The 12,913-nt window shown below is 59.6% G+C and carries 9 protein-coding genes and 3 pseudogenes; 3 read left to right on the top strand and 9 right to left on the bottom strand.

What is annotated here, in order from left to right; genetic code table 11:
- Positions 1–29: 29 nt before the first annotated feature.
- From HH800_RS18730 to HH800_RS18715, 5 genes and pseudogenes are all read right to left on the bottom strand, one after another.
- Entirely contained in the window at positions 30–1,784 is a 1,755-nt protein-coding gene (locus HH800_RS18730) for a relaxase/mobilization nuclease domain-containing protein (RefSeq protein ID WP_122129880.1), read from the bottom strand.
- A gap of 141 nt (positions 1,785–1,925) precedes the next feature.
- Positions 1,926–2,063: pseudogene (locus HH800_RS29630) on the bottom strand (plasmid mobilization protein); the annotation flags it as partial.
- 419 nt (positions 2,064–2,482) lie between these two features.
- Positions 2,483–3,148: a hypothetical protein gene (locus HH800_RS18725; RefSeq protein ID WP_037522666.1), complete on the bottom strand. Its 666-nt coding sequence runs from the start codon at positions 3,146–3,148 to the stop codon at positions 2,483–2,485.
- On the bottom strand, positions 3,141–3,887 hold the full coding sequence (locus HH800_RS18720) for a hypothetical protein (protein ID WP_169861965.1): 747 nt from the start codon (positions 3,885–3,887) through the stop codon (positions 3,141–3,143). The genes HH800_RS18725 and HH800_RS18720 overlap by 8 nt, the downstream gene beginning before the upstream one ends.
- A gap of 12 nt (positions 3,888–3,899) precedes the next feature.
- The gene (locus HH800_RS18715) at positions 3,900–4,253 is read right to left on the bottom strand and encodes a hypothetical protein (protein WP_169861964.1); all 354 of its coding nucleotides are present in this window, start codon (positions 4,251–4,253) and stop codon (positions 3,900–3,902) included.
- Between the two features lie 134 nt (positions 4,254–4,387).
- Here HH800_RS18715 and HH800_RS18710 point away from each other — a divergent pair.
- Positions 4,388–4,537: pseudogene (locus tag HH800_RS18710) on the top strand (IS5/IS1182 family transposase); the annotation flags it as partial.
- Between the two features lie 498 nt (positions 4,538–5,035).
- Here the strand turns inward: HH800_RS18710 and HH800_RS18705 are convergent.
- Complete coding sequence (locus HH800_RS18705) at positions 5,036–5,815, bottom strand: hypothetical protein (protein WP_157784805.1); 780 nt, start codon at positions 5,813–5,815, stop codon at positions 5,036–5,038.
- Positions 5,816–6,238: 423 nt separating this feature from the next.
- Between HH800_RS18705 and HH800_RS18700 the strand changes: the two are divergent.
- Both HH800_RS18700 and HH800_RS18695 read left to right on the top strand, forming a co-directional pair.
- A pseudogene (locus HH800_RS18700) lies at positions 6,239–7,069 on the top strand (S1/P1 nuclease).
- 1 nt (position 7,070) lies between these two features.
- Complete coding sequence (locus HH800_RS18695) at positions 7,071–7,271, top strand: DUF5818 domain-containing protein (RefSeq protein WP_037522664.1); 201 nt, start codon at positions 7,071–7,073, stop codon at positions 7,269–7,271.
- A 24-nt stretch (positions 7,272–7,295) separates the two neighbouring features.
- Here the strand turns inward: HH800_RS18695 and HH800_RS18690 are convergent, their stop codons facing one another.
- From HH800_RS18690 to HH800_RS18680, 3 genes are read right to left on the bottom strand one after another with little or no spacing between them, the layout of a single operon-like run.
- The gene (locus tag HH800_RS18690; protein WP_037522662.1) at positions 7,296–10,649 is read right to left on the bottom strand and encodes an error-prone DNA polymerase; all 3,354 of its coding nucleotides are present in this window, start codon (positions 10,647–10,649) and stop codon (positions 7,296–7,298) included.
- Entirely contained in the window at positions 10,646–12,187 is a 1,542-nt protein-coding gene (locus HH800_RS18685) for a DUF6504 family protein (RefSeq protein ID WP_080727362.1), read from the bottom strand. Before HH800_RS18685 ends, HH800_RS18690 begins: the two co-directional genes overlap by 4 nt.
- The gene (locus HH800_RS18680; protein ID WP_037522660.1) at positions 12,111–12,839 is read right to left on the bottom strand and encodes an ImuA family protein; all 729 of its coding nucleotides are present in this window, start codon (positions 12,837–12,839) and stop codon (positions 12,111–12,113) included. The genes HH800_RS18685 and HH800_RS18680 overlap by 77 nt, the downstream gene beginning before the upstream one ends.
- Positions 12,840–12,913 lie beyond the last annotated feature (74 nt).

The following is a 12,913-nucleotide window of genomic DNA, read 5'->3' as shown; positions in this document are numbered from 1 at the left end:
CACTCGATGGGTTGGTAACAAGTACGCAGTCACCTACCAGCTCCGCGGTGCTTCTGAGCGAGATGTTGAAGGTAGGCCAGATCATCCGCAATATGTTCAACATCTGGCAATTTTTTATCCGTCGGCTGTGGCGTTTCGTTCGAAATGTCGACCATCTTCTTCCTCGCAATTTGGGTTCCATGTGGCTCCTGCGAACGGATGGGCGTTTCACTTGTTTTACGCTGCGAGGACCTGTCAGCCATCGCAGATGGAGCAGCGATGAGTTGCTGGCCTTCGTGAAAAACTGAAAGGCCAAGACGGTTGGCTTCGATCCGGCACTGCTCGATAAATTCATGGTCACCGGTCAGATTTAAAGCTGAGCCGGGCCATTTTTGCGCAGCTCGCCTAAGCGCCAGCATGGTGCTTTCTCGCGAGATATTGAATGCAGCGATAGCCGCGCTGGATTCGGACAAAATGCGCCTGCCATCGATGTGATGGATGCGAAGGTTCGCGTCGCCCGAAACGCTATATGCGAAATTCTCGGTTTTCCATTGGTTTGGCAAGATAAACGCAGGCAATGTAACTGGAATTGCTGGCGGACAGCCCTCCGCATGCCAGCGGTCATGAGCGAGTTGATTGGCGGCGATTGTGCGCCGGGCGTCCTCGAAGGCTTTTTTTATCTGCGCTTCCACCTCATCCAGGATCATTTGGAGCCGTACTTCTGCAAGCAGAACCTCGAGCTCACTGTCAGCTTTTATTGATTGGATCGTCCGCAGATAGGCCTCGCGCGCCTCTTGAAGCGCCTTTTTCTTCTTCTCATTCACCCGTTTACGCTCGCGGGAGTATGCCTCTTTGTACCTATCGTGGGGCGTCTGCTGCGCGAGCGGGCTTGGCTGATAGGGGCCAAATTTCTGCTGTAGAGCAGGTAGGCTGAACTGCCGACCAAGCGTCGATGGTTTGTAGCTTTTCTTGCCAACGATGAGCATTGCGCCACTACCTTTCAGGCAGTATCGCGTGTCTTGCAGTAACAAAAGATGGTGGAGTTCAAACCACGAATTCGCCGCCGACATGGCGGATGCCACAGAACTCAGTTCTGGTTCGATGTTATCAAACCGTGCGTTTGTTTTGGCGTTACGTTTGTACAACCCAAGATGAGAGCCGTCCGCGCGACGAACCATTTGGCCGGTCTGAACATCGTATACGTCTCCGCCTTGCGCAGTATAAATAGCGTTGGGCTCTTTACTCCAGCCCTGCGCTTCCTCGATGACGGCAGCGAATTGGTGCAAACGATCAATTTCCCAACCCTCGGCAGGAAGGACCGGGCGACCGCTGATTAAATCAACCCGGGTTACGAGAATATGTATGTGGAAATTGGATGTGTTCGAGTGCGCTGACCAGAGTAGTTGGCAATTTTTGTAACCCATCATGGCAACAAAAATCTCAATGACCTGTTCGATCTGCGCCGCGTCCGGTATTTCGCCTTCACGGAAAGAGACGACATAATGTTCGATTGGGTCGCGCGCATTCGGAGCGAGGTGAAGTGCGGCGGCCATCTCGCGCTGGATTTCCCGCAGCTTTGTGGATCGAAGATTGCGGCTGCCGGAGACGGCTACCTTCTCTCCCGCCTCGGCATGTTCTCGCAGCTCATTGTAATGATCCAGCAAATAGGCTGGCAGCGCATGCGCCGCATGGTTTTCTGGCGTCGTGAGATCCAGGATGTAAGCGGCAGACATATGTACCGCCGTCATGACATGCTGGAGGTATCGCTTTTTCCGCCTGGCTTTACGGATGCGTTTGACAATCATCGATTATCAGTCCGCTGCAAGGAGGCGAGAGATGTGAATGTCTATGGCCTCGGCGAGTTCGGTCTGACCGAAGTTCGTGGCGCGATGGAGGGTTTGCAGAAGCGCAGCGAGAGCGGCAGTTCGGTGGTCCGTTGATGAAGCTCGTTGGAAAATGCGACGGCGGATGTATGCGGCGCGGCTCAAGCCGGCTGCCATCGCGTCTGCTTCGATAGCGGCAACCTCTTTGTTTGTTAGTCGAATTGTGACTGGCACCGTTTTCTCGAAGTCTACCCGACTCATTTTGAACTACCCACCAGGTGCGAGAAGGCGGCCGCCGAGCACCGTGACGACCGTGTGTACACGGTCCATCCTGCCTCGTTTTTTTGCCTCTGAGATGAGAAGGAAGTGAGATGCTGATGATACGAACGTAGGATGCTTCCGAGCCTCGTCTGATACTGCGAGCGGCTGCGATAGGATATTGGTGCGATTGCGCGGCAGACCTGCGGTACGACGAGCATCGCCACTGATGCGCGAATGGTCGACGCAGCATGCAAATTGGCTGCGGTCGCGCTGCGCTTGCAATAAGAGGAGTGCACGATGAACGGGATATCGCCCCGCGACGCGGACGCGACGAGGAGGGCTGCAGATGAGAGCTGCATTGGATGTTTCCTTCGTGATTTTGGATATGGTGTTAACCGGCTCTTTCGCCAGCTCGCGATCTACCGAGAGATCTGGACGCGACAAAAGCGATTGCCGCTCACGACGGTGACACGATGCCCTGCAGCCTTGCAGGCGCCGGTGCTGCGCAAATCGGCGTAAGGGTCTCGGCCTTCGCGATAATCGGCTGCGATCCTGAGAACCTCAGAAACAGATGGATCATGAGCGATAGCGACTCTGTTCCAGTCCCACCGCCGACCGGACGCCTGCGCGAATTTTTCGGCAAACTCGACTTTGCCCTGCTCGCGCGCATCGAGCCATGGGGGTATCATCCAGCCACAACTGAGAGTCCCATATACCGCCATCACCGCAGCAAACGCTGCGAAAATGGAGAAAAAGGCGTAGAATATCGTGGCACGATAGAAGGCAACCGATGACTGAGGCGCTGAAGCGTGGATACGCTTGATCGCGTCCTGCACCATCGCCCTGACCGCGGCTTCGGAATCTTGCTGGACGTTGGCGAGAATCTGCTGAGATGCATTTTCGACTGTGGTGCGTAGCTGCTCGAGCTGAAAATAGCTGACGACGACTTCGGCCACATAGGACTGGCTTTCGAGCAACTCGGGTGAGCCGGCAGCGAACATCTGGCTGAAGGCCAGATGATCGTGCTCGCTCATCGACCGCCCGAACACCCGCTCGAAAATCGCGTGGATCTCGGGCTTACCCATGGATTTTCTTCAAGACTGAGAGGATTTCGGCCCGAAACTCTTGGGTAAAGACCTGCAAATCACGCTTATGATAAGGTCGGAGGTCGGACGCCCGAGCTGCCGCGAACGAGAGGTCCTCATTTTCCAGCCGAAGGGCTAAGCTCTCTGGTAGCCGCGGAACATAACCCTCGGTTCCGCCACGTTCGAGAAATTCACGCCGCGTGGCGCTGTCCGACCAAAGACTGAGGTCGATATTCGAATCTCGTAGATTGATCATCACAACCATTTTTGCCGGGTCGACGACACTCATCCGATGACGCAAAGAATTAATGCTATCGTAGGATGGATACATCACCCAGAAAACTAGAACATTTCGTCCATTTTCTTCGTTCGACAGGAACCGGTTCCATTCTGTCGCCGCAGTCTTTCGAATTTGCGCTGGGAAATCGATGACTATTGGGGTGCGAGGATCGGTGTCCAGGATCAAATCATATGCGCGCTCCCACTCGGCCGGTTTTTGCCACTCGATGGTATCAACCATATTCGTATCGTGGTAGAAGCGCGCCAGGTTTGCGTTGCTCTCATCAAAATCAAGGCCTCGGAAGCGGCCGAATAGCGTGATAAGAAAATCACTGATCGCGCGAGCAAAAAAGCTCTTACCGACTCCACCTTTTTCACCGTCTACAACGGCCAAAATGGTTAGGCCGAGAATATTAGTTTCGATATCGATACTGATATGATTTGCAGGTTCTTTTTTCATCTGTTTTCTCGCTTATAGGTTATCGCGCGTGCTATCTTGTATAGATATTGGCGCGCTGCGCGGAGGTAGATCCGTAATTTTGCGACTTTCGGAGGTTTTTTGCTCCGTAGGCGCAAGGCTACTGCCATTACTGTGCGAATGGCGCTGCTGGGCCGCGCTGCTTCGCGGCTGCGGGACTGCCTTCTCAGGCCGATAGATCTCCTGCTTTTCTTTGATCTTGCGCTTACTCTCCTGGCGCACCTCGCCGATGGCTTTGCGAAGCGTGTGAATGCTGACGCCATACTCAGCCATTTTTTCTGCGACCTCGGCATCACGAAGAACATTGGCAGGCAATCGGCCGGCTCTCGGGATGATGATGCGAGCCAACTCCCGGGCCCGTGCCATCTGGGTTGGCGCTTGTTCATTCGTTTTACGCGCGATGAGGCGATCATCGCAGGAATTGGCGGTCGAGCCCCGTCGGCGCAAAATATGCCGAAGCCTTGTGGAAAAATTCGTAGACTTTCGAGGTCCTGCCAGACAACGGGGGGAGGGGCGAGTTGACCTTTGGCTGGATGATCCGATGGCGCTCACCTGTCGGTGATAAAGAGAAGCGCATCGATTTCTCGCAGGCCATGATCTTCGTCGCGATGGGCGGAAATCTCCCATGCTAAAACGCCCACTCCAGATTTTCTCAACAGGCCTCCGGTGCGGCTTGCTGGTGCCATGGGCCGTTATGTAGTTCGAGCGATCCGGTTTGCGTTGGTTCAATGAGCTTGATCTGCTCTCGTCCCAGGACTGGTTAACCGTATGATCAACATTGAGGCCCTTGCCGCATAGTATCAGTCGATCTCTTTGTCGGGGCCGAGACTGCGAGAGATTCGGCAGCTACGCCCGCACGCCAAGCGGTAATCTTATACCAAGGCGCTGAGTCGCTGGCGCATCACGCCATGGAAATGTTCCAGCGCCGCAATGGGCTAAACCAAAGCCCGATGATTAAGGCTCATCAACCTTTGGTATTGCGACGTCGCGCAGCATGTCGGCAGCAAAGGTTCCATGGTCGCCTATCCTAGGCTGTCAGCTCATACCGCCGTGCCATCTAGCCTTCTGAATCCAAAATGCACCAGGACGACATAAACGGCAAATTCTCAATGCTATTTTCGAGATAATCCCTAAATACTAGGTGGTGAGAATGATGAATTCTTATCGATGGATCTAAGAAGATCTTTGACAGATTGTGCCTTGATATCTCGTTCTAGAATTTTTCCTGCACAAAATTGTATGAATCTAACCAGAGGTCCGCCTTTGGCCGGGGATCCGACATTTTTATTGACGCTGACCGTTGGATTCGCCTTCCACCAAAACGTGTATGTGTTCCGAAGATTCACATAGAGTTCTTCTAGTGCAAGGTCTCTCATTGAAGGGCGTGATCCTGGTCCATTCGCATTTAACAAATCTACTTTGTTCTGTGCTAACCTGCGTAGTTTATAAACGCTGTCAGATAATTTAACGAACTCATCATATATGATTTCGTTACGGTTCACATTGAATATTCCGTATCCGTGGGTATGGCAGACAGGTATACTGCCAGATACACTGAGTCCCTCGTGGAGGGTCTCTTCAATTCCCAGTATCGATATAATTCTGTCCGCGGAGGAAATTAGCATTTCCATCTTCCGCTTATAATCAGCGACGGTTGGAATTCTTTCGTGCTTCAGTGAATCGGCGAAATCTGCAGGCGTGCCAAAAATAAGGGTTCGGCCAACATATTGCCAATAATGCTCGTTTAACTTTGCTTGGAGGTTGAGCCGCACTCGAGCAATGTCATCGCCAGCGCCCTCCGTGCTGACGGGTGTACCAACAAAATTTTCCAGCGCTGGAATATCATCTAATGAAAAGCGGGTCGGATCTATTCTTCTCGCTGCGTCGGTCAGGTCATCAAGTGTTCGCATTTATCAGATCCCATGGAGGAGTGGGTGAGGTAAATTAACCTTATTAACAATGGGTTGAGTGGTTTTTGAAAATGACTCTTTGAGAGCAGGATGGGCCAGATGCGGGAGTGCCCCCTATGGAGCTTGACCTCACAATCTTCCGACATTCCCGGTACATCATACTCAGCGTCAGCATTTGCCCCCAGTTGATTTCGGGCGATGGAGGGAGCGGCTCGCCTGCAATGCGCTCTCCGCATCCATTCGTGCATCTGATACTGCCCCTGAAGGCGGACATTGAATGCTGATTATCTGACTGGTTGCATCGAGCCGCCGATTAAAATGTCGATCAGCGTTGGAACGCGACCGCATCTTGGCAGCAGCGAAGAGGTTCGACGATTAAGGCAATCGCTGGATCGCGTGCGGACAGATGCTAATGGTGCCTCCATGCGCAAACTTATCCTAACCGCCATTATCCTCTCGATGACGTCACCTGCTTTTGCCTGGGGACCCATCGGCCACCGGGTGACCGGCGCCATCGCGGACCGCAATCTGAGCGGCCTGGCCCGTGCTAACGTCCAGCTTCTCCTGGGCGAGGAGGATCTCGCTGAGGCGGCGACCTAGCCCGACGACATGAAATCCGACCCTGCCGATTTCTGGCAAAAGCAGGCCAGCCCATGGCATTATGTGACCGTGCGCGAGGGCGACGCCTATACGAGCGCAGACGCGCCGCCCGAAGGCGACGCGATGAGCGCGCTTGACCGCTTCACGGCGACGCTGCGCAATCCCGCCGCCTCGATCGACGACAAGCGCCTGGCCCTGCGCTTTATCGTCCATATCATCGGCGACCTGCATCAGCCGCTTCATGCCGGCGGCGGCAACGACCGGGGTGGCAATGACATGAAGGTGAGCTGGTTCGTTCGCTCGACCAATCTCCATTCGGTCTGGGACAGCGCGATGATCGAGCAGCGGTCGCTGTCCTATTCGGAACTCGCCGACTGGCTGTCGCGCGCGATCACGCCGCAACAGATCATTGCCTGGAATGATCGCGATCCCGGTACGTGGATCCGCGAGAGCATCGCGCTGCGCAAGACCATCTATCCCACCGATACCAGCCTGTCCTGGGACTATGCCTATCAGCACCGGGTCGAGCTTGATGATCGGCTCAAGCGCGGTGGTATCCGCATCGCCGCCTATCTCAACTGGGTGTTCGAGAATCCGCAGGACCAGAACCCGTCCCAGGCTCAAACTCCCCGCAAGCCTTCAAGGCACAAATGACATGCCACGCGGCACGCGGCACGAACTGTTCGGCATCCTGCTTGGCGGCGATCCCTATACCGTGCTGCGTGTCGCCGATGGTGGGGAATGGCGGCTCGATTGCCCCAGATCCTGCCGGCATCTTCTTGGCCAGAAGGTCCGGGTCGTGGGAACGAGATCCGATTTCGACATGCTCGATGTCGAGCAGATCGAGCCGGCCTGAGCCGCACCGCCGGCTTGCCGCCTTTCAGCGAAAATCCCGTGTCTTGACCTTGATGCCCTCTGTCGGCTGGCCCGGAATGATGCCCGAGCCCAGGCGCAGATCAGGATCGTAAAGATCGCGGGGTCCGCGCCCGAGCGGCCTGTTCGCCGCATCGCGCGGATCGGGGGCCATGGCGCTCTTCACGATATCGGCGCGGCTGACCTGATAGATGCTCGCCACATCCGCCCGCTGCCCGACGCTAGCGAGGAGAGGGGAGAGGTCGTCGAGCCGCTGGGCGATGAGATGGATGACCTCGCCTTCCTTCTGGACCTGGCCGCGCACGCCCATCATCGAGGCGCCGAGCACCACGCGCCGATGCTTCTCGAAAAGATTGGGCCAGACGACGAGATTGGCGACATCGGTCTCATCCTCGAGCGTGATGAACATGGTGCCCTTGGCGGAACCCGGCTTCTGCCGCAGGAGAACGAGACCGGCGAGATTGACCCATCGCCCGTCGCGAATATCCTTGAGCGCGGCGCAGGTCACCATCTTCCGGCGCGCCAATTCGTCGCGCAGGAAGGCGAGCGGATGGGCGCGCAGCGAGAGCCCGATCGCGCGATAATCCTCGACCACTTCCTCGCCTTCGCCCATCTGCGGGAGAATGACGTTCGGCTCAATCGCTTCGGGGCGGAGCTTGCCTGCCCGCGCGTCCGCTGCGGCAAAGAGCGGCAGGGGCTCTTCGCCAAGACCCTTCACCTCCCAGAGGCCGGCGCGGCGCGAGAGCGCCAGCGAACCAAAGCCACCGGCATGGCCGATCCGGTCGAGCGCGCGGCCGCTGACGCCGGCGCGGCGCTGAATTTCCTCGACGCTGGCATAGGGGTCATTGCCCCGAGCCAGGACAATAGCGGCACCATCGGCATTTTTGAGCTCGCGCGCATAGCGCAGGCCGATCCTCAACGCATGATAGCGGCCCTGGGTCGGCTCGAGCGTGCAGTCCCAGCGGCTGTGATTGACATCGATCGGGCGGACCTCGACCCCATGCTGGCGCGCGTCCCGCACGATCTGGGCGGGAGCATAAAAGCCCATGGGCTGGGCGTTGAGAAGCGCTGCGCAAAAGACGTCGGGATGATGGCATTTCATCCAGGAGGAGGCATAGGCGATGAGGGCGAAGGAGGCGGCATGGCTCTCTGGAAAACCGTAGGAGCCAAAGCCCTCGATCTGCTTGAACGTCTGTTCGGCAAAGTCGCGTTCATAGCCACGCGCGATCATGCCGTTGATGAGCTTGTCGCGGAAATGGGACACCCCGCCGGTCAGCTTGAAGGTCGCCATCGCCCGGCGCAACAGATCTGCCTCCGACGGCGTGAAGCCCGCGCATTCGATCGCGACGCGCATCGCCTGTTCCTGGAAGAGGGGAACGCCCAGGGTCTTCTCCAGCACCCGGCGCAGTTCCTGCGTCGGATAGCTGATCGCTTCCTTCCCCTCGCGGCGGCGCAGGTATGGATGGACCATGTCGCCCTGGATCGGGCCCGGGCGTACGATCGCCACCTCGACCACCAGGTCATAGAATTTGGTCGGCTTGATCCGGGGCAGCATCGCCATCTGCGCCCGGCTCTCGATCTGGAAGACGCCCAGCGTATCGGCCTTGCGGATCATCGCAAAGGTGTCGGGATCATCATGGGGAATGGAGGCCAGGTCCATTGCGATGCCCTTGTCATCCTCGAGCAGAGCGAAGGCGCGGCGCATGCAGCCCAGCATGCCAAGGCCCAGCACATCGACCTTCATGAAGCCGAGCGCATCGATATCATCCTTGTCCCATTCGATGATCTGGCGATCGGCCATGGCAGCGGGCTCGATCGGCACCAGCTCGTCGAGCCGTCCCAGGGTCAGAACGAAGCCGCCGGGATGCTGGGACATGTGCCGCGGCGTATTGATGAGGGTGCGGGCGAGCTCGAGCGTCAGCGCCAGGCGCTTGTCGCTCGTGTCGAGGTTGAGTTCCTGTGCATGCTTCGCCTCGACCCCATCGCGCGCCCAGCCCCAGACCTGGCTTGAAAGCCCTGACAGCATGTCTTCGCTGAGTCCCAGCGCCTTGCCCACCTCGCGCACCGCGCCGCGCGCGCGAAAGCGGGAGATGACGGCGGTCAGCGCCGAACGTTCGCGGCCATAGGTCTCGTAAATCCACTGGATCACTTCCTCACGCCGCTCATGCTCGAAATCGACGTCGATATCAGGAGGCTCGCGCCGCTCGGCCGACACGAAGCGCTCGAAGAGCAGTTCGGATTTGACCGGGTCGATCGAGGTGATGCCGAGCACGAAGCAGACCGCCGAATTGGCGGCGCTGCCGCGCCCTTGGCAGAGAATATCCTTCGATCGGGCAAACTGGACGATCGAATGGACGGTGAGGAAATAGGGCGCATAGGCAAGCTCGCCGATCAGCCGAAGCTCATGGGCAAGCTGTTCGCGGACATTGTCGGGAACCCCATGAGGATAGCGGCTCGGCGCCTTTGTCCATGTGAGGCGCTCGAGTTCCTGCTGCGGGGTAAGGCCGCTTTCCCCGATCTCGTCGGGATAGGTGTAGGTGAGCTGCGCCAGGTCGAAGCGGCAGGCCCGCGCAATCTCGACGCTGCGGCGGAGCGGCGTCAGGTCGCCAAGATAGCGGGTGAAAAGCCGCTCCATTTCCGCGACGGATTTGAGATGCCGGTCGGCAAAACGCTCGCGGCGCTGGCCCAGCGTATCGACCGTGCATTTTTCGCGGATGCAGCTCACCACATCCTGCAGCAGCCGGCGCTCGGGCGCATGGTAGAGAATGTCGCCGGTGGCGACGGTCTGCACCCCGGCGCGCGCGGCGAGGCAGCCAAGATCGCGCAGCCGGATCGCATCGCGGGGCCGGCGCCGGATCGAGAGGGCGAGATAGGCGCGGGGCCCGAAGATGGCAGCAAGCCGGTCGAGCGCCTCCTCGCACGCCGCATCGGCGCGGTCGGGCACCAATATGCCGATCATTCCTTCCCCCCAGTCCGCCACGTCCGACCAGTCGAGATGGCAGCTGCCCTTGCCGCCACGGGCCTTGCCGATGCTCAAAAGCCGGCAGAGCCGCGAATAGGCCTCCCGGTCAGTTGGATAGACGAGAAGCGAGGTGCCGCAGACAAGGTCAAGGCGGCAGCCAATGATCGCGCGGCAGCCGGTGACCTTCTGTGCGTCCCAGGCCCGTACGGCACCGGCAAAACTGTTGCGGTCGGTGATGCCTAGCGCAGGCAGGCCCAGCAGCGCGGCAGCCGAGAACAGCTCCTCAGGGCTGGAGGCACCGCGCAGGAAGGAGAAATGGCTGGTGACCTGCAGCTCGACATAGCGGGCGCCCTCAAGATCGTCCTCGAGATCATGGTCGTGATCATTCTCGGACATCATGCAAAGGCACCATGGATGAACCAGCGCATCGGGCCGGTCGACGCCTGCTCACCATCCCCCATGCGGAACAGCCAGTATCGCGCGCCGCTCACCGTCTCGACCTGGAAATAATCCCGCACGGCATAGGGTGTGTCTGCCTCATGGCCGCCCTCACGCCACCATTCGCCATGCAGGCGCTCTGGCCCATCGGCCTGGGCGATCCGATGGCGCCGCCCCCGCCAGACGAACATGGCAGGCGGATGATCGGGCAGCATCGCCATCACGTCGACAGGCTCTGGCGGGACCAGCATGCGGGCAGGCCGGGGAAGATCATCGGCCCAGCCAGCGCCGCCGGCCGATGACAGCGGCGCGACATGCCCGACTTCGCGTTCGGGCATGCTGCTTGCGCGCGGCGCCGAGCGATAGAGGCTGCGCGCGCCAAAGCGATTGGCGAGCGCATCGACGATCGCGGCGAGATCCGGGCCGCGCTCTTCACCGGCAAGGACGCTCCCGACCTGGGCGGCCGCCATGGGCTGGGTGAGCGACGCGACCAGTGCCATGGCCTCGATCCCCATGCCCGGATCAATCGTCTCGATCTTCTGGGAGAGCAGCTTTGCCAAATGACGCACATCGCGCGAGGGGGAAGCAGTCCCGACCCGCACGGCCTGCCTGGCGCCATCGACCCGCTCGAAATGAAGATCGAGCCGGCGCGCGCCTGTCCCCGCGCGCAGCAGGAGGCGGGCAAGATCGGTGCACAGGTCCGCGATGACCTGGCCAATGGCATCGGCGGTACCGATCGGTTCGAGCAGGCTGCGCCGCACGCGCGGCAAGCTGGCGCGGTAGATCGGATCGATGGGTTCGGGCACCTGGCCCAGGGCCTGGTCGAGCCGTTTGTAGAGCTGCCGGCCGAACCGCTTGGCGAGGGGCGCACGCGGCGCGGCGATCAGCTGCTCGATGCGCTCGAACCCCATGCGGCGCAGTTCGCTCACGACGCCCGGCTCGATGCGCAGCGCCGACACCGGCATGATCGAGAGCGCGGCGCGCGTGGCCCCGGGCTCGATGATGTTCGGCCGTCCTGATGGCACAAACCGTGCCACCGCATGGGCGCAACCGGGCGTGTCGGCGACCGCGACCTGGCAGGCGAGGCCCGAGCCACTGACCCGGCGCATCATGTCCTTGAGGAGTGGCACTTCACCCTCGAAAAGATGGGCGCAGCCGGTAATATCGATCCACAGGCCATCAGATGGATCGGGCGCGACGATCGGAGAATAGCGCTTTCCTGCCCACAGAGCGAGCCGGCGCAGGCCCTCAAGATCTCCCTCGGGATCGGCATCCACGACGTCCAGGTCCGGCGCCAGCGACCGGGCGCGCGTTACCGTCATGCCGACGGCTATGCCAAGCCGGCGCGCCTCCTCGTCCACGGCCGCGATCAGGCGGCGGCCATGGTCGGCATGGGCGGTGACGAGGGGCGGTGCGCCGCCTTCAGGCGGCCTGCCGGCTTTGCGACGGATACGATCCGTCGACCAGCGCGGCAGGAACAGCGAGACAACCCGTCTCATCGCTTCCCTCTACGGTCCAGATTTGGGGTTCGGTGCCGCGCGCGCGCTCAAGCGCCAGCGACCAGCGCGGACGCGCGAGACCAGGATAGCCGAGCGCCTGGCTGGGCACGGCGCGCACCCGCCAGCGGGTCAAGGCGGCGCTGCCCTCTGCATAGCTTTCGGGCAGCATGGCGCGGCGAAAGACCATGGCCAATACGCCAGACTGTTCGGCGGCCAGTTGCAGCCGGCGCGAGGCGGTGAGCGACATTTTCCGCAGTTCCCCGACGACACCGCCAAGGCCGGGGTGACGCAAACATTCCTCCATCGCGATGAGGACGTTGGTGTCATTGCCCGCTTCCACGAAGATGACCCGATCGGGGTGGAGTCCGGCGAGATGCAGGGCCGGCGAGAACAGGTCGCGCCAGTGGAGGCACCAGATGATCTGGCCCTGCGACCGCGCGAGAATGCCGGCCAGGAAAATGGTCGCGGCTGCATCGTCGGAAAGGTCCGGACTGCCGGCGACCTCATGGAGCGCGCCGGTCGCTATGCCGCCGCCCGGCAGATGATCGTCAATGGCGTCGATGCCGAAGGGCAGCACCGGATGCCGACCGCCCACGGCTTCCACCTGCGCGATACGCGCACGCAGCTCGTCGAGGATGGCGGTTTTGGACATGGAGGCAGGGACTCGAAAATATATTCCCCATTTGTTCGCTCCAATCCTGCGCCAGAGTCAATGGCATTTCGTTC

Origin of the sequence: Sphingobium yanoikuyae (assembly GCF_013001025.1) — a bacterium.
GTDB lineage: Bacteria > Pseudomonadota > Alphaproteobacteria > Sphingomonadales > Sphingomonadaceae > Sphingobium > Sphingobium yanoikuyae_A.
The sequence above is the reverse complement of the archived record's forward strand: the minus strand, read 5'-3'. Positions and strand labels throughout refer to the sequence as shown.

Bases quoted from the DNA above. Each gene is read 5' to 3' on its own strand.
- HH800_RS18695 (WP_037522664.1), top strand. From the start codon at position 7,071: ATGCCACGCGGCACGCGGCACGAACTGTTCGGCATCCTGCTTGGCGGC.
- HH800_RS18690 (WP_037522662.1), bottom strand. From the start codon at position 10,649: ATGATGTCCGAGAATGATCACGACCATGATCTCGAGGACGATCTTGAG.
- HH800_RS18685 (WP_080727362.1), bottom strand. From the start codon at position 12,187: ATGAGACGGGTTGTCTCGCTGTTCCTGCCGCGCTGGTCGACGGATCGT.
- HH800_RS18720 (WP_169861965.1), bottom strand. From the start codon at position 3,887: ATGAAAAAAGAACCTGCAAATCATATCAGTATCGATATCGAAACTAAT.
- HH800_RS18680 (WP_037522660.1), bottom strand. From the start codon at position 12,839: ATGTCCAAAACCGCCATCCTCGACGAGCTGCGTGCGCGTATCGCGCAG.
- HH800_RS18705 (WP_157784805.1), bottom strand. From the start codon at position 5,815: ATGCGAACACTTGATGACCTGACCGACGCAGCGAGAAGAATAGATCCG.
- HH800_RS18730 (WP_122129880.1), bottom strand. From the start codon at position 1,784: ATGATTGTCAAACGCATCCGTAAAGCCAGGCGGAAAAAGCGATACCTC.
- HH800_RS18725 (WP_037522666.1), bottom strand. From the start codon at position 3,148: ATGGGTAAGCCCGAGATCCACGCGATTTTCGAGCGGGTGTTCGGGCGG.